The organism is Mycobacteroides franklinii (assembly GCF_002013895.1).
GTDB lineage: Bacteria > Actinomycetota > Actinomycetes > Mycobacteriales > Mycobacteriaceae > Mycobacterium > Mycobacterium franklinii.
In genome coordinates this window covers 24906-41863 of record NZ_MAFQ01000018.1, presented here as the reverse complement: position 1 = coordinate 41863, position 16958 = coordinate 24906, and the positions used below count along the sequence as shown (strand labels likewise).

Annotated in this window: 21 protein-coding genes and 1 pseudogene; 10 read left to right on the top strand and 12 right to left on the bottom strand. The window is 64.3% G+C overall.

The window, feature by feature from the left end; all coding sequences use genetic code 11:
• Positions 1–35: 35 nt before the first annotated feature.
• The gene (locus tag B4393_RS24330) at positions 36–815 is read right to left on the bottom strand and encodes an SGNH/GDSL hydrolase family protein (protein ID WP_078336320.1); all 780 of its coding nucleotides are present in this window, start codon (positions 813–815) and stop codon (positions 36–38) included.
• A 9-nt stretch (positions 816–824) separates the two neighbouring features.
• Positions 825–1598 carry an HAD family hydrolase gene (locus B4393_RS24325; protein ID WP_078336319.1) on the bottom strand — a complete coding sequence of 258 codons (774 nt, stop codon included), beginning with the start codon at positions 1596–1598 and terminating at the stop codon, positions 825–827.
• Between the two features lie 58 nt (positions 1599–1656).
• On the opposite strand from B4393_RS24325, the gene B4393_RS24320 reads away from it, so the two are divergent.
• Positions 1657–3168 carry an FAD-binding oxidoreductase gene (locus tag B4393_RS24320; protein WP_078336318.1) on the top strand — a complete coding sequence of 504 codons (1512 nt, stop codon included), beginning with the start codon at positions 1657–1659 and terminating at the stop codon, positions 3166–3168.
• A gap of 157 nt (positions 3169–3325) precedes the next feature.
• On the opposite strand, the pseudogene B4393_RS24315 reads toward B4393_RS24320, so the two are convergent.
• From B4393_RS24315 to B4393_RS24305, 3 genes and pseudogenes are all read right to left on the bottom strand, one after another.
• Positions 3326–3639, bottom strand: a pseudogene (locus tag B4393_RS24315) (MBL fold metallo-hydrolase); the annotation flags it as partial.
• A 66-nt stretch (positions 3640–3705) separates the two neighbouring features.
• A complete protein-coding gene (locus B4393_RS24310; RefSeq protein WP_078336317.1) occupies positions 3706–4158 on the bottom strand; it encodes an SRPBCC family protein in 453 nt (150 codons plus the stop codon).
• A 28-nt stretch (positions 4159–4186) separates the two neighbouring features.
• On the bottom strand, positions 4187–4846 hold the full coding sequence (locus tag B4393_RS24305; RefSeq protein ID WP_078336316.1) for a TetR/AcrR family transcriptional regulator: 660 nt from the start codon (positions 4844–4846) through the stop codon (positions 4187–4189).
• Positions 4847–4878: 32 nt separating this feature from the next.
• Between B4393_RS24305 and B4393_RS24300 the strand changes: the two genes are divergently transcribed.
• From B4393_RS24300 to B4393_RS24275, 6 genes are read left to right on the top strand one after another with little or no spacing between them, the layout of a single operon-like run.
• Positions 4879–5409: a DUF4242 domain-containing protein gene (locus B4393_RS24300; protein ID WP_078336315.1), complete on the top strand. Its 531-nt coding sequence runs from the start codon at positions 4879–4881 to the stop codon at positions 5407–5409.
• Positions 5406–6455 (top strand): acyl-CoA dehydrogenase family protein, encoded by a 1050-nt coding sequence (locus B4393_RS24295; protein WP_078336314.1) that lies wholly within the window; start codon positions 5406–5408, stop codon positions 6453–6455. The genes B4393_RS24300 and B4393_RS24295 overlap by 4 nt, the downstream gene beginning before the upstream one ends.
• Entirely contained in the window at positions 6431–7156 is a 726-nt protein-coding gene (locus B4393_RS24290; protein ID WP_078336313.1) for an ABC transporter ATP-binding protein, read from the top strand. The genes B4393_RS24295 and B4393_RS24290 overlap by 25 nt, the downstream gene beginning before the upstream one ends.
• Positions 7153–8322: an ABC transporter substrate-binding protein gene (locus B4393_RS24285; RefSeq protein WP_078336312.1), complete on the top strand. Its 1170-nt coding sequence runs from the start codon at positions 7153–7155 to the stop codon at positions 8320–8322. The genes B4393_RS24290 and B4393_RS24285 overlap by 4 nt, the downstream gene beginning before the upstream one ends.
• Positions 8319–9143, top strand: a complete 825-nt coding sequence (locus tag B4393_RS24280) for an ABC transporter permease (RefSeq protein ID WP_109558575.1) — start codon at positions 8319–8321, stop codon at positions 9141–9143. The genes B4393_RS24285 and B4393_RS24280 overlap by 4 nt, the downstream gene beginning before the upstream one ends.
• Positions 9144–9183: 40 nt before the next feature.
• Positions 9184–9435 (top strand): hypothetical protein, encoded by a 252-nt coding sequence (locus tag B4393_RS24275; RefSeq protein WP_078336311.1) that lies wholly within the window; start codon positions 9184–9186, stop codon positions 9433–9435.
• A gap of 7 nt (positions 9436–9442) precedes the next feature.
• Here the strand turns inward: B4393_RS24275 and B4393_RS24270 are convergent, their stop codons facing one another.
• The gene (locus tag B4393_RS24270; protein ID WP_078336310.1) at positions 9443–10093 is read right to left on the bottom strand and encodes an enoyl-CoA hydratase-related protein; all 651 of its coding nucleotides are present in this window, start codon (positions 10091–10093) and stop codon (positions 9443–9445) included.
• Positions 10090–10752: a TetR/AcrR family transcriptional regulator gene (locus B4393_RS24265; protein WP_078336309.1), complete on the bottom strand. Its 663-nt coding sequence runs from the start codon at positions 10750–10752 to the stop codon at positions 10090–10092. Before B4393_RS24265 ends, B4393_RS24270 begins: the two co-directional genes overlap by 4 nt.
• Before the next feature lie 37 nt (positions 10753–10789).
• Here B4393_RS24265 and B4393_RS24260 point away from each other — a divergent pair, with 37 nt between their 5' ends.
• Both B4393_RS24260 and B4393_RS24255 read left to right on the top strand, forming a co-directional pair.
• Positions 10790–11191: a guanyl-specific ribonuclease gene (locus B4393_RS24260; RefSeq protein WP_078336375.1), complete on the top strand. Its 402-nt coding sequence runs from the start codon at positions 10790–10792 to the stop codon at positions 11189–11191.
• The gene (locus B4393_RS24255; RefSeq protein ID WP_078336308.1) at positions 11188–11490 is read left to right on the top strand and encodes a barstar family protein; all 303 of its coding nucleotides are present in this window, start codon (positions 11188–11190) and stop codon (positions 11488–11490) included. Before B4393_RS24260 ends, B4393_RS24255 begins: the two co-directional genes overlap by 4 nt.
• Positions 11491–11551: 61 nt before the next feature.
• On the opposite strand, the gene katG is transcribed toward B4393_RS24255, so the two are convergent.
• From katG to B4393_RS24235, 4 genes are all read right to left on the bottom strand, one after another.
• Positions 11552–13768, bottom strand: a complete 2217-nt coding sequence (gene katG, locus B4393_RS24250) for a catalase/peroxidase HPI (RefSeq protein WP_078336307.1) — start codon at positions 13766–13768, stop codon at positions 11552–11554.
• A gap of 36 nt (positions 13769–13804) precedes the next feature.
• Positions 13805–14281: a Fur family transcriptional regulator gene (locus tag B4393_RS24245; RefSeq protein ID WP_109558576.1), complete on the bottom strand. Its 477-nt coding sequence runs from the start codon at positions 14279–14281 to the stop codon at positions 13805–13807.
• Between the two features lie 134 nt (positions 14282–14415).
• Positions 14416–14823 carry a MarR family winged helix-turn-helix transcriptional regulator gene (locus tag B4393_RS24240; protein ID WP_078336306.1) on the bottom strand — a complete coding sequence of 136 codons (408 nt, stop codon included), beginning with the start codon at positions 14821–14823 and terminating at the stop codon, positions 14416–14418.
• A gap of 172 nt (positions 14824–14995) precedes the next feature.
• Complete coding sequence (locus tag B4393_RS24235; RefSeq protein ID WP_078336305.1) at positions 14996–15661, bottom strand: GNAT family N-acetyltransferase; 666 nt, start codon at positions 15659–15661, stop codon at positions 14996–14998.
• Positions 15662–15905: 244 nt separating this feature from the next.
• Between B4393_RS24235 and ripD the strand changes: the two genes are divergently transcribed.
• On the top strand, positions 15906–16481 hold the full coding sequence (gene ripD, locus B4393_RS24225) for an NlpC/P60 family peptidoglycan-binding protein RipD (RefSeq protein ID WP_078336304.1): 576 nt from the start codon (positions 15906–15908) through the stop codon (positions 16479–16481).
• Between the two features lie 27 nt (positions 16482–16508).
• Here ripD and B4393_RS24220 read toward each other — a convergent pair whose 3' ends face one another.
• A complete protein-coding gene (locus B4393_RS24220) occupies positions 16509–16955 on the bottom strand; it encodes an SRPBCC family protein (RefSeq protein WP_078336303.1) in 447 nt (148 codons plus the stop codon).
• Between the last annotated feature and the right edge of the window lie 3 nt (positions 16956–16958).

Sequence of the window (16958 nt, the reverse complement as noted above, 5' to 3'; positions counted from 1 at the left end):
GTATCGCAATGCGGTGGCCGGGTCACGGCGCAACCTCAGTCATTAGACGCGGCGTCCAATACGGCCACCACCAGATCGGCGACCGCGGTCATACCGTCTTCATTGGGATGCAGCGGCGCCGGGCGCCACGGCCAGGGGATTGCGGGCTGCGCTGTCCATGGCCGCGCTGACCAGGCGTGATGATCGGTGCTGGCTGTTGATGCACGGACGATCTCGCAGCCGGTGGCGTGCGCGGCCTCGGCGGTGGCGGCCGCGAGCTGCGCGGCGATGCGACGCCCCGTTGCGGCCTCGGCGGGGGTGTACGGCGGCGCGGGCTCGCCTTCGGGCGGCAACAACGAGAGGTAGTCGACGAACAGCACCCGGGCTCGCGGTGCGCGGTCTCGCACCCGCTCACCGACCATGCGTAGTGAATCCCCGATCCCCGTCAATGCCGCCTCCCGGTTTCGGACGTCGAGCAGCTCGACCAGGCCGCGACCGACGACCGGCAAAGTGCGCAGCACGCGCGGCAGGGCGGCGGCCATCAGAAACGGCACATACCCGACGTCGTTGCCTCCGATGGTGACCGTCACCAGCTCCTCGCTACCGTCGAGCGTGTCGATCTGCGGTGGGGCGGTGTTCTGTGGATCGCTCAGAACATGTGCCGTGGTCGCCCCGGAGTAGGTGACGTCGACCAGCTGATATCCCTTGCGTTCGGCGACATGGTGCGGGTAGTTGCGTGCCGAACGCCCGGCCAGCCGGGGTGAACCGTGCGCACGCGGCATGATGCCCGGCCCGGCTGCCATCGAACTTCCCAATGCCACATAGCGTCCCGCCATGTATCAAGCCTATCGGCGAGCCAGGTGCGCCAGCCGGCGCAACGACCTGCTCATCCCGCGGGGACGTGGATCGTCCAACCGCAAGACCGGCCACCCTTGCTCGGACGCCATCGCGGCCAGCCTGCCGCGCGGATTCACCGGGCAGGGTTCGCCGACCAGGGACATGAGGTCGATGTCTTCCTCGCCGTCCGCGTAGAAGTAACTACGCGGCAAATCAACAGCATTGGACTCACAGAACCGCCTGACCGCTGCCGCCTTGTTGCGTCCCCACACAATCGGCTTGCGGATGTCACCGGTGAGCAGTCCGTGCTCATCGACGTCGAAGTGGTTGCACAGCACATGGTTTATCCCGAGGTGACGCGCCACCGGCTCGGCGTGAATGGTCAGCGCCGAAGAACTCAGCACCACGGTATGCCCCTGCGCCTGATGTGCCCGCACACGCTCGCACATCTGCGGATAGATCATTGAGGCGTTGTGCTGGTGGAAGATTCGTTCACCCACGGCCTCCAGTTCGGCCAGCGAGTCGCCGCGTAGGTATCCGGCGGCACGCACCACCAAGCGCTCGAATTCCATGCGACCCAGCTTGTACCGGAAAGTCGCCTCCAGAACTCCGAGAACCTCGCCCACGCTGGCCTGACGGCGCCGCATCCGATCGCGAGCATGCGCGGTCGGGGTGAATCCGGCCACCAGGGTGCCATCCAGGTCGAAGAAGGCTCCTACCTGCGATCCGGTCGGGCTGAGCGCTATATCGGCCACCGGATCAGGTACCGAGCTGGCCGTCATATCAGTCAATCTACCGTTGCGCAGTATGTGGACCTGCCGTAGGCGACAAGATGGGGTGATGGATCCCGAATCGCGGGCTGGGCGTAGTCCTGCGCTGATCACCAGGCGTGCGGTGCTGTCCGCTGGAGCAATGCTGGCGCTCGGCGCAGCCGGCACCGCCGGATGCTCACGAGATCACCCTGCAGATGTACCTGCCGCTCTCCGATGGGATGATCTGCGCCGCAGCCTGTCCGGAACGCTCGTGGTGCGCGGCGAAGCCGGAATGAACGATTCAGTACGGATATTCAATCCGCTCTTCGACACGAATCACCCTGGTGCGGTGGCCTTCTGCGCGTCCGAAGAGGATGTGGCACAGTGTGTGGAATTCGCATCGAGTGCTCGGATACCCATAGCGGCACGCAGCGGTGGGCACAGCTATGCGGGTTATTGCATTCCCGACGACGGTTTGGTGGTCGATCTCGGGCGCATGGCGGCGGTCTCGGTCGCCGGGACGCGAGCCATGGTCGGATCAGGAGCGCGGCTCATCGATGTCTATGCCGGTGTCGCCGATGCCGGTCGAATGTTGGCCGGTGGCTCCTGCCCGACCGTCGGCATCTCCGGATTGACCATGGGCGGCGGGGTAGGGGTGCTCACCCGCAAGTTCGGGCTCACCTGCGACCAGCTCGTCGCGGCGCGCGCGGTGACCGCGGACGGCAAGATCCGGGTTGTCTCATCGAATTCCGAACCCGAGCTGTTCTGGGCTATCCGCGGGGCAGGCGGCGGAAACTTCTGTATTGCCACGGAGTTGACCTTTGAAACCGCCGAATCCACCGAACTGACGGTGTTCACTCTCGACTACGCGCCAGGGGATATGGCCGCGATAATGCGTCGATGGTTGGCCTTCATGTCCACTGCGCCCGATGAATTGTGGACGACCCTGCATGCGGTCGGCGACGTCACACCGCAATGCCGGATCGTGGGATGCATCGCCCAGGGCACCGATCCGCACGCCTTGGTCGAAGATCTGCGCGGCACCCTCGGCGTTACCGCCACCGACCGATTTGTCGCCGCGATGACTTTTCTGGACGCCATGAAGTTCATGGGTGGTTGCTCCACATTTACTGTGGTCCAGTGCCATCCGTCATGGATAGGCACGCCGCCGGGGCAGTTGCAGCGCGAGGCGTTTGTGGCGTCCTCGCGAATGGTCCCTCATCCAGGCGTCGATACCGCCCGCATCGAGGCACTCCTGACGAACAAGCCCAGGCTCACTTTCATATTCGACAGCCTGGGCGGGGCGGTGACCCGAGTTCCCTCCGACGCCACCGCATTCCCTCATCGCGGGGCGGCCGCCTCCATTCAGATCTATCACGGTGTCGGTTCGGACCCGTCCGAGGCATATCGGCGCGTGGATGAGGCGCGCGACCGGCTCGGCGAGATTTGCGGAGCCGGTGCCTACGTGAACTACATCGACCCGCGGCTACCCGATTGGGCCGCAGCGTATTACGGGGAAAATCTGCCGCGGTTACGGCGGGTTGCGTCAAGCTATGATCCGAACGGCGTGTTCGGCTTCGCGCAGGCGGTTCGGCCCTAATCTGGCCTGGTTAAAGGTAATTTGCGCAAATCGGGTGAGCAACTGCGCTCTCCGCGCCGCACGCTGCGTGGCGCCAGCTCGATGAGCTCGCGCCACCGGCCGGGCCCGAGCTCGTACACCGCCGCGTCGCCGCCGGCATCGCCCGGCCCGGGGCCGCCACCAGATAGCTTGTGCTGCCCACGGAATGCCCCGGCGTCGGCATCACCTCGACGCCGTGGATCCGAAGCGCTGCTTCACCACGGCGAGCATGGGCCCGGCCTCGTCCAGATGTGATCGGTACTGATGGGCGACCCCGCCCAATTCGGCTATGGCCTCGAAGTCGGCCTCGGTGGCGGGGCTATAGAACAACACGTTCCCTGCGGGCCGGGTCCACAGGCAGGCGTGGGTGGTCAGTCCGGGAGGGGGCCTGTCGGTACGCGTCTCCCATAGGTCGGACCGAATCTGGCGCACATTCGATGTATGCGTGGTCATATGACCAGTGTTGGTTCTCGAGTGAACTGGAGGTCAAGGCCCGCCGAGCGGGAAGTCCTCTCGCTGCTATTCGCCCGACTCTGCCAACGCACCGAGTCTGTCCACCGATGCCTGCAACCGCTCGGACGTGGTCAGACGAGCCCGGACGAGTCTTTTCTCGTCGGAAAGATTCGTCCAGTCGTAGGTGTGAGTCACCCGTGTACGGCTGTCATCAAGCGGTTCGAGCTCCCAGCGCCACAGGTGACCGGGCGGCTGCTTGCCTACTTCCGAAGGTAACCAGGCGATCCGCCGTCCCTCGGCGAATTCGACGATGTGGTTTTCGCGGTCGGCACCATTGGTCAGGGTCATCACGAACACATCACCCACGGCATGGGCTCGTTGCCCGGCCGCCGCCTGGGCGAGATTCTCGTTGCCATCCCATTCACGCTGCCGCACGGGATCGGCGATGAGCTCGAATATCACCGCCGCCGGTGCCTGCACCTCACGGCTGGCCGAGACCACTCTGACATCCTCAGTCATACATCACATCCAACCAGAGTCCGGGCGCCTAGCTGATCAGTTGCCGAGCCAGCTTGCGCGCTAGTGCTATCGGGTCGACGGATTTCTCTATCTTCGAGGCGGTCAGCGCACCGTCGTAAAGCAGCTGAACCTGTCGCGCGGTGGCGTCGGGTCGTGCCCGCCCGGCCGCGCGTAACAGCGCTCCCACTGTCGAGCGGAACCACTCACGATGCGAACGCACCGGCTCCCACTCCGTTCCCGGGAATTCGGTCGCGGCATTGGCGTAGAGACATCCACGGAAGTTTCTGGCCTTTCCCGCAGCGGCAGCGAGGTCGAAGAATGTCAGGATCTTGACGATGGGATCGCGCTGCGCCGCGACCGCCGCGTTCCAGCGTTTGCGATCACGCTGATCCAATTCTTCGAGATAGGCGACGATGAGCCCGTCCTTGGATCCGTAGCTGCTGTACAGGCTCGCCTTGGCAACTCCTGCCTCACGCAGGATCTGGTCGATCCCCACTGCCCGAATGCCCTGCGTCGCAAAGAGATCTGCGGCAGTTCGGAGCAGTCGATCGGCGGGCCCGAGCACACGGGGAGTCGAGGCGGTGTCGGCGGCCGTGGGCGCTGCGGCGGGGCTCATGGAAGCAGGGTAACGCACCAGACCGCGATAGACAGACCGGTCTGTCCGTGTAAGTGTCGCGTTGTCGAACATCGAAATCGCCCACCGAAGTTAGGAAGAGTGCCGTGACACTGCACCTCTACGAGATCACCGTTAGCTCAGCCGATAAGACCGATGCCGCACAGCTGATCAAGGAGATCGACGGGCGCATTCACCGTGATGGAGGCGAGCTGATCGAAGCACAGGTGACACGCGAGTCCCTCCGGATCTTCGTCATCGCCGAATTCGACGGTGAGGCATCGCAGTGGGACGCGGATTCCCTTGGAGTTGAGACGGTCTCGGGCCCGCACTCGGTCCGCCTGGTGGGCGCCGACCTCGATCAGCTGAAATCTGCGCGTCCGGCGGCCGGCTATCTGGTCGAATGGGATCTGCCGGCCGAGCTGGATATGGAGACCTACCTGGCACGCAAGAAGGCCAAGGCACCCAAATACGCCGACGTCCCCGAAGTCAGCTTTCTGCGTACTTATGTCCGCGAAGATATGGACAAGTGCCTGTGTTTCTATGACGCCCCCGATGAGCAGGCCGTGCTCCGTGCCCGCAAGGCCGTCGACACCCCCGTTGACAGACTCCACGGTCTCGGAGATATCTCGCTATGACGGCCGCCGTGGCCAGGGATGTCGACGCTGCGCTGGCACGCGTCGGCGATGAGGTGGCGCGCAGGGCATCTGCTCTGGACTCAGATCAGACCGATGTGCGCGTCGATATCGCCGCGCTCGGCGCGCAGGGACTGTTCGATGCGGGCCTTACCGGCGCGGACCTCACATCGATGGTGCGGGTGATCGAACACGTCGCCACCAGCAGTCTGGCCGTGGGCTTCGCGGCATGGGCGCATCGAATGACCATTGAGTATGTGAGTCTGGCTCCCGCGGTCTTTCGTGCCGCGCAGCTGCCCGGCCTGACTCTCGGGCAGCGCCCTGGCGTCACCGCGATGGCTGCCGGTCTCAAACACGTGGCGGGCCTGGGGGAGGTCCCGATAGTGGCGTCAGAGCATCCCGATGGGCTACGTGTCACCGGCCCGATCCGATGGGCGTCAAACGTCTTCCCCGACGCGCTGATGGTGCTGCCGGCCCGCGGCACGGACGGCGCCACCTACGTGGTGGCGATTGACGTCAGTGCGGACGGGGTGCGCATCGAGCGGCCGCCGAACCTGATGGCATTGACGGCCACGGCCTCGACGTCCCTACATCTGGACCGTGTCCAGGTCCCTGCCGAGAACGTGATCAGCACAGACCTGCAGGACTTCGTAGCCCGAATCCGGCCGGCCTTCCTACTGCTGCAGACCGCATTTTGTGTCGGGGTCAGCGTCGCCGCCCTCGACGGTGCGCGGTCCGCGCGGGGCGTGCTCGCGGGACAGTTCACTACCGAACTGGCCGATCTCGCGCGGCGGAGCCAGGCGCTGCGCGAGCGGCTCTACGCCTTTGCGGCCGCACCGTCGGACCCAGGCATCGCCGACCTGCTGCGGCTGCGGTTGGGTGCCGCCGGGCTCGCGGGTCAGGCGTCACGGCTCGAGGTCACCTTGGCCGGCGGCGCCGGGTATGCGCTGGGAACGGCGGCGAACCGCCGGTTCCGTGAGGCCGCCTTCCTCCCTATTCAGTCACCCTCGGAAGGACAATTGCGGTGGGAATTGACGCAGTACGAATAGCGAATGGCGCCAAGCATTTCGGGTCGACGACGGCATTCCGGGACGTCGATGTCCATGTGGCCTCCGGCGAGTTCCTGGCCATCCTGGGCCCCAGCGGGAGCGGAAAGTCCACGTTGTTGCGGGTGCTGGCGGGGCTGGAGGAGCTCAGCGCGGGAACCGTGGTCTGGGCGTCGGACGGAGGACGGCCCCGAACCGGTGTCGTTTTCCAAGACCCCCTGCTCATGCCATGGCTGACCGTTGCCGAGAACATCGCCTTCGCCAAACGGTTCGCGGTGCACCGCAGCGGATTCGATGACACGTACGTGCAGAACCTGGTCCAGCATTTCGGGCTGCAACAGCTCGCGGATCGGTATCCGGACCAACTGTCCGGTGGTCAGGCCCAGCGCGTCGCGATCCTTCGCGCGGCGGCCACCCGCCCCGAGCTGCTGCTGCTCGATGAACCGTTCAGCGCGCTCGATCCTGTGACGCGGGCAGATCTACAGGCGTGGCTGGTGAGGCTGGCCGGCGAATTGTCCGTCACGGTTGTCCTGGTTACGCACGATGTGGATGAGGCGTTGGCCCTTGCCCACAGAGTGATTCTTCTGGGCGACAACGGACGGATTCGTCAGGAGTGGACACTCGACGACAACACAGGGGAGCATCCGCGGATACGCGCGGAGATCTTGGTCCAGTATCAGCCCATTGTCGCCGGGCTGTTGTGAACGGCCTTACCTCGCGCCGTACCGTGTTGGCGGGTGCAGCCGGAATCACCACTGCAGCAGGATTATTCGGTGCCACCGGACTGATCCGTGCCGCTACCTCCGATGCCACCAACACCACCGGTCGATTGCGAATTGGGTATCTGCCGATCACCGATGCCGCGCCACTGCTGCTCGCGCATTCCGCCGGGCTCTATCCGGCTGGCACCGTCAGTGCCGCGAAACCGGTGCTGTTCCGTAGTTGGGCCGCATTGGCCGAGGCCTTCATGGCAGGGCAGATCGACGTCGCGCATCTGTTGATGCCCATGGCCATTCAGCTCCGGCAGGTGCTGGGCCACGGTGTGCGGGTACTCGGCTGGAATCACACCAACGGATCGGCGCTCACCGTCGCACCGGATATCGACCATCTCGAAGACTTGGCGGGCACCCAGGTGGCCATTCCGTTCTGGTGGTCCATTCACAACATCGTGTTACAAGAGCTCTTACGCGGCCATGGTTTACGCCCGGTGATCCGGAGCACCGCGTCGCGCGCCCGGCGCACGGTCGAGCTGGTTGTGATGAGCCCCTCCGATATGGTTCCGGCGCTGGCCAATAGATCCATCGGTGGATATGTGGTCGCCGATCCGTTCAATGCCATCGCACAGATCAAGAAGATCGGGCGGATTCACACGTTTCTCGGCGATGTTTGGCGCGACCATGCGTGCTGCGTCCTCGTCACGCGCGAGGATGTGATCGCCCGTCAGGCCGCGGCTGTGCAGGGTGTTACCGATGCAGTGGTAGCCGCTCAGCTGCGCATCGATGGCGACAGAAAGTCGGCGGCAAGCGCGCTCGGCGGCGGCAAGTATCTGCCGCAGCCCGTGCCCGCGGTGCAGACGGCACTGACCTATCCGAATCCTCCTTACCCGCTGAAACATCCGGATTGGCATCCGCAAAAGCTGGGCTATCAGCCGTTTCCGTATCGGAGCTTCACCCACCGGCTGGTCGAGTCAATGCATGACACCGTTGTCGACGGCGACCGCGGATTCCTCGACGGACTTGATCCGGCGCGAGTGCATGACGACCTCGTCGACGACACGTTCGTTCGCCGCGCCATCGCCAGACACGGCGGACCCAGAGCGTTTGGTATCACACCCGATTTCACCCGAACGGAACAGGTACAGGCCTTGTGAGCATCATCGAACGCACACCCACGATCGCCAGCGACAACGCAGCTGACCCGCGCAAATCTCAGCTGCTGGCCAAGATTTGGCCGCCGGCACTTGCCATTACGGCGAGCATCGCGCTGTGGTGGCTCGCCAGCTCAGTGCTGAGCCAACCGCATTCCCTGCTGCGGCAGACTGCTCCGGACACCGTCGTGCCCGCCGTATTCGATCTGCTCAATCGTGGAGTATTGCTGCCGGATGCCGGAATCAGTCTGTGGCGATTGCTGATCGGACTCTGCCTGGCGGCCGTGATCGGCATCCCGGCGGGCCTGTTCCTTGGAGTGAACACCACCGCCGAACGCGCGGCACGTCCCGTGATCCAGTTCCTGCGGATGATCTCGCCGCTTTCGTGGACGCCCATCGCGGTAGCGGTCTTCGGAATCGGCAGCCAGCCGGTCATTTTTCTCATCGCCGCGGCAGCGGTATGGCCCATCCTCATCAACACCACGGCCGGCGTGCATGGGATCGAGCCCGGGTACCTGCACGTGGCGCGGTCGTTTCACGCCACCCGCGTCGAGGTCCTCACCTCGGTGGTACTCCCGGCAATACGCGGCCACATCCAGACGGGCGTACGTATCGCGTTGGGCATTGCCTGGGTTGTCCTCGTTCCCGCTGAAATGCTGGGCGTGCGATCAGGTTTGGGATATCAGATCCTCAACGCACGCGATCAGCTCGCCTATGACCAGGTCGTCGCGGTCATACTCGTGATCGGGGCGCTCGGATATGCCCTGGATGTGGCCGCCAGGCGGCTGCTGGCGCCGAAGTTTCGCGTACCGCGTGCCGGGTAGGCTCACCCGAGCCGCACTACCCGAAACGAAGGTGGTTCACATGAAGATCAGTGCCCGCCGTTTGATCGTCGTCGCAGCCGCGGCGATCTTGCCGATGGCCGCGATATCCGGCATCTCGCCGGCGATCGGCACGGCAGACCCCATCGTGCCCAACTGTCCGGGCGGATGGTGGGACCCGGCGGCCAACACCTGCCGACCGCCGGTATCGACCACTCCACTGAACTGCGACAACGGTTCGTGGTGGGACCCGGTGAGCAACGTGTGCCGCCCGCCGGTGATTCCTCCCCAGTAGCGCCGCGTCAGGCCGCCAGCGCCGCGGTGGTCGCGGCGAACATCGTCGCCTTGATGGCGCCCAAGGTCCCGCTGTCCTTACCCACCAGGGGTCGCATCAGATCGATGGCGGCACTGCGTACTTCATGCTCGGTTGCGGCACGGTCGGCTAAGCCGGCCGCTACCGCGGCCTCTCCGCCGTAGCGGTGTCCGGTGGTCATCGCCGTTACCGCTGTCTGCGGCGCCAGCTTGGCCTGGATCAGACTCGCCATTCCCGGGGTGAACGGGATGTGGATATCGACTTCGGGGAAGCACAGGTATCCGCGGTCAGACCGCATCACCCGGTAGTCATGGGCGACGGCGAGCATCGCGCCGGCACCGAATGCGTGACCGTTGACCGCGGCCACGGTGGGCAGCGGGAAGGTGAGAACGCGGCTGAACAACGCCTGCACGCGTCCGACATACCAGTCGGCGCGATCACCGTGGGACATAAGCCAATCCAGGTCCAACCCGTTGGAGTAGAACTTGCCGGCGCCCACGGTGACCAGCGCCTGGGCCTGCGTCAGGACATCGTCGAGCAGACCGTTGACGGTGTCGAGCCAGTCGGGGGAGAACCGATTCTCGTCGGGTCCGAGATTCAGGACCGCAATGGTGTCCTGAAGTTCCAGCGTGGGGGTCATCGCATACTTCCTTTCATATTGGCGCCCTTACTTTTTGGGCTGGCCGGGGGTGGGTCCAGAGAAAGAATGGCGCGTACCGCAGCCTCGAGACGAGAGCGCGTGGCCGCGTCGGGCGGACGGCGCCCCCGCAGCAGCAGACCGCTCGGCAATCCCACGATGCAGTCCTCGATGACCTGTACCGCGCGACCGTCCTCCCGATCCCATAAGGCTTGCGACAGCCGAATGAACAGTCCGACGAGCACGGAGTCGACCGCCGCCATGGCACGGGAGACGTCTTCGGGAACGTCCGAGCCGAGTACGTCCTCTCGTCGCACGCTGAGCACCAGTCGGGAAGAGTCGGGGTAGCGCTCCGAGAACACCGCAGGAGTGTCGGCGGCTGCTACGACGGCGTTCACCGCGGCGGCGGCAATCGACTCACCCGCATCGAAGGCCCCGTCGACGGCGGCGCGTTGCATATCGAGAAACCTCTGGGCGGCGCGCAACCAGGCCCGTCCGACCATTCCTCCGCGGGATCCGAAGGCGTGGTAGATGGCGCCATTGGAGACCCCGGTCGCCTGGGATACCGCGCGGACCGTCACTGCCCCCGGACCGTCCTGCACCGCGATGCGTTCAGTGGCATCGAGCAGATCATCGACGGAGTGGATGCGCGGCCTGGGCACGGACTCACCGTAACAGAGCAGTTGCTCTATTATGGATATGCAGTACCGTCGAGCCATGTCGTCGCGTTTGCGTGTGGTGGGTACCGCGCTCCTCGCACTAGTACTCATCGGTTGCAGCGAGCCGTCGCCGGCGCGCGCGACCATCGCCCAGTGCAATCTCTCCCGGCTGCCGTCGGAAGCTGCCGGCACCGTGGATCTGATCCATGCCGGGGGACCGTTTCCGTATCCACGCAATGACGGCGTCGAGTTCCAGAACCGTGAGAGGGTCCTCCCTTCGGAGCCCCGCGGGTACTACCACGAGTACACGGTCCGCACGCCGGGCAGTAAGACGCGGGGCACACGTCGCATCATCACCGGCGGCAATCCGCTGAATGATCCACCGCACGTCTACTACACGGGCGATCACTACCAGTCATTCTGTGAGGTTGAAGGCGCATGAAGACCTATGTCGTCGATGGCTCCCGCGTCCACACCCGGGCGGACTTTTTCACCGAGCTGGGGCGCGCGGTGAACGGGCCGGGCGGTTACTTCGGCAGCAACCTCGACGCGCTGGTCGACTGCCTACGCGGCGGATTCGGCACCCCCGAGGACGAGCCCTTCCGGTTTGTACTGCAGGACGCCCCTCGCATCAGGTCCGCGGTCGGCACGAAGGACTGGGAAGCCGTCGAGGAGATCTTCGAAGAAGCCGGGGTGTCGCTGACGTCGCGGACCTCGACGAAAGACGCCGACCCGGCGTAGACAACGCGATGGCCGGCCCCCGAAGGAGCCGGCCATCCACGTGTCCGGTGACGGCGTGCTGTCAGCGGACGTCGAACCGATCGCTGTTCGACACCTTGACCCATGCCGCCACGAAGTCCTTGACGAACTTCTCCTTGGCGTCGTCCTGCGCATAAACCTCTGCCAGAGCGCGCAGTTCAGAGTTCGCACCGAACACCAGGTCCACCCGGCTGGCAGTCCACTTCGCCGCACCGGTGGCGCGATCGGTGCCCACGTACGTGCCGTCATCGGCAGACGACGGTGTCCACTCCGTGCCCATATCGACCAGGTTGACAAAGAAGTCGTTGGTCAATGTTCCGGGCTTGTCGGTGAACACACCGAGCTCGGAACCCTGATAGTTGGCACCCAGCACGCGCAGACCGCCGACGAGGACGGCCAGTTCCGGCGGGGAAAGCGCCAACAGGTTGGCCTTGTCGATCAGCTTGTACTCGGCCGGAATCTGCGCCCCCTTGCCGAGGTAGTTCCGGAAGCCATCGGCGGTCGGCTCCAGGTAGGAGAACGAGTCGACGTCGGTCTGCTCCTGAGTGGCATCGCCACGGCCGGGCGTGAACGGAACGGTGACAGTGAACCCGGCATCCTTGGCGGCCTTCTCGACCGCGGCGGCTCCACCGAGCACGACCAGGTCGGCGAACGAGACGTTCTTGCCGCCGGCGTTGAACGACTCCTGGATACCTTCCAGTGTGCGGATCACCTGGGCGAGCTCATCGGGCTCGTTGGACTCCCAGCCGGCCTGCGGTTGCAACCGGATGCGTCCGCCGTTGGCACCGCCGCGCTTGTCGCTGTTGCGGTACGACGCCGCTGCTTTCCACGCGGTCGAAACAAGCTGCGGCACAGTAAGGCCGGAAGCGAGAATCTGCGCCTTCAGCTCGGCGATGTCATCGGCCCCGATATTGGTTTCCGAGGCGGGCACGACGTCCTGCCACAGCAGCGTCTCCTTGGGCACCAGCGGGCCGAGGTAGCGCGACAGCGGCCCCAGATCGCGGTGGATCAGTTTGTACCAGGCCTTTGCGTAGGCATCGGCGAGCTCTTCGGGATGATCGAGCCAGCGCCGGGTGATCTCCGCGTAGATCGGATCGACGCGCATCGACAGGTCGGTGGTGAGCATCGAGGGATGCGTCTTGCCGGTGCCCTGAGCCATCGGCACCGAGTTGGCCCAGCCGCCGTCCTTCGGCTTCCACTGGTGGGCCCCGGCGGGGCTCTTGGTCAGCTCCCATTCGTTGCCGTACAGAATCTCCAGGAAGCTGTTGTCCCACTTGGTCGGCGTATGGGTCCAGGTAACCTCCAGTCCACTGCCGATCGCGTCATTGCCCTTACCGGAGCCGAACGAGCTCTTCCAGCCGATGCCCATCTGCTCCAGCGGGGCAGCCTCGGGATCGGGACCGACCAGACCGGCATCGCCCGCACCGTGCGTCTTGCCGAAGGTGTGGCCGCCCACGATGAGCGCCGCGGTTTCCTCGTCGTTCATCGCCATCCGGCCAAAGGTCTCGCGGATATCGATCGCGGCGGCGAGCGGATCCGGATTGCCGTTGGGGCCTTCGGGATTGACGTAGATCAAGCCCATCTGTACCGCGGCAAGCGGATTTTCCAGGTCACGGTCACCGGTGTAGCGCTCATCGCCCAGCCAGGTGTGCTCGGGGCCCCAGTAGACATCCTGCTCGGGCTCCCAGCGGTCCTCGCGCCCAAATGCGAAGCCAAAGGTCTTGAATCCCATGGTGTCCATGGCATGGTTGCCCGCGAAGACGATGAGATCGGCCCAGGAGAGCGTGTTTCCGTACTTCTTCTTGACGGGCCAGAGCAGGCGGCGCGCGCGGTCCAACAGCACGTTGTCGGGCCAGCTGTTCAGCGGTGCGAACCGCTGCATGCCGGCGCCCGCGCCGCCGCGGCCATCGGCGACACGGTAGGTGCCCGCGGCATGCCACGACATGCGAATGAACATCGGCCCGTAGTTGCCGAAGTCGGCGGGCCACCAGTCCTGCGAGTCGGTCAGCACCTTCCCGACATCGGCCTTGAGCTCGTCGACATCGATGGTCTGCACGGCCTTCGCGTAGTCGAAGTCTTCACCAAGAGGATTCGCGGCGGGAGGATTCTTCTTCAGGATTTGCAGGTTGAGCTGGGTGGGCCACCATTCGCGATTGGCGTTGCCGCCCTCGACGGGGTAGTTCAGGCGACCTCCGGCGACGGGGCAACCATTCGAGGGTTGGCTATTTGCCTCTGCAATGGGTGGGTGTTCTTGAGACACAACATTCCTTTCGGGAGGGGGTGATGTGGGCTGTGATCACGTGTGTGATCCCGAAACTCGTGATGCCGCTCCCGGAGAAGCGCAGTCGGGGCATAGGCCCCAATAGATGACCTCGGCCTCTTCGAGGACGAAACCGTTGTAGTCCGAGGGTGTGAGACACGGCGTGGCGCCGACAGCGCAGTCGACGTCGGAGATAACACCGCAGGAGCGACATACGGCGTGGTGATGGTTATCGCCGACCCGCGATTCGTACCGTGCGACGGAGCCGGAAGGCTGAATCTTGCGTACCAGGCCCGCACAGGTCAGCGCCGCCAAGACGTCGTAAACGGCCTGGCGCGACACCTCGGGCAGCCCGGACCGTACGACACCGAAAACGGTCTCGGTATCGGCGTGCGGGTTCGTTTCCACTGCTTCCAGCACGGCGACCCGGGGCCGGGTCACGCGCAGATCGGCTGTCCGCAGCAGCGCTGCGTACTCATCCGATGTGAAGGCCACGAGGTCAGTATGCGCCATTATCTGGAATGAATCCAGGAAATGCGGAAAACAGTTGTGCGGGGTTAGAAACCGGTCCGGCCAGCATCAAGAAACCGACAAAGGTCATCAATGGCGTTGACACCGAGCGCTTTTGCACTCATAGGCGGGAGACGTTACCTCGCCGACATCGTTTCGATCACACCGCCGAGCAGTCTGCGCAGCTGGATACGATCCCGCTCTGTCATGTTGGCGAGGACTTCCTCGTCGTCCTCACGCAGTGTGGCATCGGCGCGCTCGAAGAGCTTGCGCCCTTTGGCAGTCAACTCGGTGGTCAGCACTCTGGCATCGGCCTGCCTGCGCGAACGATGCACCAGGCCCGCCTCTTCGAGCGAGCGCTGCACCAGGCTCACCGCCTGGGGAGTGATGCGAAGTTCGGCGGCAATCTCCACATTGGATATCCCCGGCTGCGCGGACAGCACGGCCAAACATTCCATCTGCGGAACCGATACGCCGAAGTCACGCACGATCACCGAGGCCCGCGACCACAGCAGTCGATAGATCTGAGACACCAGAATGCCCATGGGAGATTCCTCGTATGTGCTCATACCGCGCTAACAGTAGCGGACTTCACTGATGTTCCACCGCCCCAAGCGGTGCAGACCGGCGGCGTGTCGCCGGGGAATTCTCACCAATTCATCAGTGCATCAAGCACATTGATTAATGCCCTTGATGGGTGCGAGGCGCCCCGAGATCTCAGGACGGATTAGCGCCCGGGGCCCGCACCACCATGGGAACGGCGGGGAAGTAGGCCGCCATCACCGATCGTGATTTGCGCAAAGCTGCTGTGCCGTAACCCTTCTTTCGATGGTCCGGGTGGACCCAGATTCGGACGTTCACCTCACCGTCGACCAGCTCACCGAAGACCAGGCCCACCTTGCTCGGCCCCTCCACCGCGACGAACCAGGCCGCCTCTTCGTCGTCGATACGCGCCAGCGCAGCCCGCAACTCGTCTTCCAGAACGCCCGCCGGTGCCCGGGATCCGTCGCCCGCCTCACCCATCTCTTCGGTGCGCACCGCGAAGATATCGGAATCGGAGTTTCCGGAAAACGGTCGTAACTCGAGGCTGTCTCCCGAGCTCGCGGGACGCTCCATGAGCGTGAAGGTGAGTTGGCTGTTGAGGTCCTCGAGCTCAGCGGCGTTCTTACGGCGCTCGTCCTTGGTCAGCTTGTCGAACGACATCCCCATGACGGCTTCGCCGCCCAAATGCGAGGTTCCCAGCAGGGTGGCGATCGCATCGATGGCACCCTTTCGGTCATCGGCTTCGACAATCAGGTCAAGCACTTCGTGACGCCGTTCGAAGGCACCCGTGAGTGCATCGGCAATCTCGCGACGGGTGGCAAGGCGGTCGTGATCGGTCATGGCGCCAGCCTACGACCGGCGGGCCGACGGCGCTCGAGAAACGTTGAGCACAAGGGTTGACATGTCTGCGCACCAACTTCGGAGTGTCACCGTTCGGTCACGGTACGACAACTCATTGGCCATGTCGCAGAACCCAATTGGGATCTTCGGGCCGTCGACGGTAGAAAGGATCTTGGTGGTCATCGCCGGTCGGACAGAACCACCCGGAAGTCAGAATTAACGGCCGGAGAGAAGCGACAATCGAATGAAACGCACCTGCTGGTCCGCAGTCACGGCCATCCTCGGCGTCACCCTCCTGCTCGTCACCCCGGGATTGGCCTCCGCCGACGTCCACCGGAGTCCTGTCGACACACAGAAGGCCATCAACGCGGTGATCGCCCGGGGCCTGTCTCAACGCGGTGTGCCCTTCACCTATGGCGGCGGCAACACCGATGGCCCAACCACCAGCACGGACACCACACCGGCCGCGCCTGCGGCGGCGGACGCAACCACGAGCCTGCTCGGATTGATCCCCGCGCCGGTGGCGGCACCCAGGCCGAAGGTTCCGGGATTCGACGCTTCGGGCCTGATGGTGTACTCCTACGCCGCCGCCGGTATCAAGCTGCCTCGCAGGTCTGGCGACCAGTACAACGCGGGAAGGAAAATCCTTCCCGCGCAGGCGCTTCCGGGTGATCTCATCTTCTATGGTCCCGACGGCAGCCAGAGCGTGACTATGTTCCTGGGGAACAACCTCATGCTGGAAGCATCCGAGCCGGCGGTGCAGGTATCGCAGGTGCGCTTCAACGACATGGCCCCGTACCTGGTTCGCGTGATCGAGTAACGAGTCACGTCGCGAGCTTCTGCGCGGTCAGCGTTCGCGCAGAAGCTCGTCGATCCGCTCCAGTACCGCCGGCCACCCGACAAGGCACAACTGTCTGAATCGCATCTGGTCCTGGTCATCGGGGTTGTACCCGGTGGCGTCGACCAACAGTCGCGTTCCGCCCGAGTTCGGACTCAACGTCCAGCGAGAGTCGATGGTGATCGCGCCGTCACGGGTGGTCATCCGGTAGGCCAATAGCTCCTCGTCGACAACCTCGGTGAAGCTACCGTTGATCTCACCGATGAACCCGCTACCCATGAACGGGAAGACGCTGAACGAAAAGGTAAGTCCCGTCTCGTATTTGGTTGTTTCAAAGTCTTTTATCCACTGCCCGAACAACTGTGGCGAGATAAGTATCGACCACACCTTGCGGGCCGGATATGAGTAGTGGTATTCGAAATTGACAGTCGTGAGGTCCCCGACCTGCTCAGCCACCAA

Coding starts and splice junctions, on each gene's coding strand:
- B4393_RS24240 (WP_078336306.1), bottom strand. CDS start 14,823: ATGGGCATTCTGGTGTCTCAGATCTATCGACTGCTGTGGTCGCGGGCC.
- B4393_RS24305 (WP_078336316.1), bottom strand. CDS start 4,846: ATGTTCGACAACGCGACACTTACACGGACAGACCGGTCTGTCTATCGC.
- B4393_RS24245 (WP_109558576.1), bottom strand. CDS start 14,281: ATGGCGCATACTGACCTCGTGGCCTTCACATCGGATGAGTACGCAGCG.
- B4393_RS24320 (WP_078336318.1), top strand. CDS start 1,657: ATGGATCCCGAATCGCGGGCTGGGCGTAGTCCTGCGCTGATCACCAGG.
- B4393_RS24275 (WP_078336311.1), top strand. CDS start 9,184: ATGAAGATCAGTGCCCGCCGTTTGATCGTCGTCGCAGCCGCGGCGATC.
- B4393_RS24255 (WP_078336308.1), top strand. CDS start 11,188: ATGAAGACCTATGTCGTCGATGGCTCCCGCGTCCACACCCGGGCGGAC.
- B4393_RS24270 (WP_078336310.1), bottom strand. CDS start 10,093: ATGACCCCCACGCTGGAACTTCAGGACACCATTGCGGTCCTGAATCTC.
- B4393_RS24310 (WP_078336317.1), bottom strand. CDS start 4,158: ATGACTGAGGATGTCAGAGTGGTCTCGGCCAGCCGTGAGGTGCAGGCA.
- B4393_RS24235 (WP_078336305.1), bottom strand. CDS start 15,661: ATGACCGATCACGACCGCCTTGCCACCCGTCGCGAGATTGCCGATGCA.
- ripD (WP_078336304.1), top strand. CDS start 15,906: ATGAAACGCACCTGCTGGTCCGCAGTCACGGCCATCCTCGGCGTCACC.
- B4393_RS24325 (WP_078336319.1), bottom strand. CDS start 1,598: ATGACGGCCAGCTCGGTACCTGATCCGGTGGCCGATATAGCGCTCAGC.
- B4393_RS24260 (WP_078336375.1), top strand. CDS start 10,790: ATGCAGTACCGTCGAGCCATGTCGTCGCGTTTGCGTGTGGTGGGTACC.
- B4393_RS24330 (WP_078336320.1), bottom strand. CDS start 815: ATGGCGGGACGCTATGTGGCATTGGGAAGTTCGATGGCAGCCGGGCCG.
- B4393_RS24295 (WP_078336314.1), top strand. CDS start 5,406: ATGACGGCCGCCGTGGCCAGGGATGTCGACGCTGCGCTGGCACGCGTC.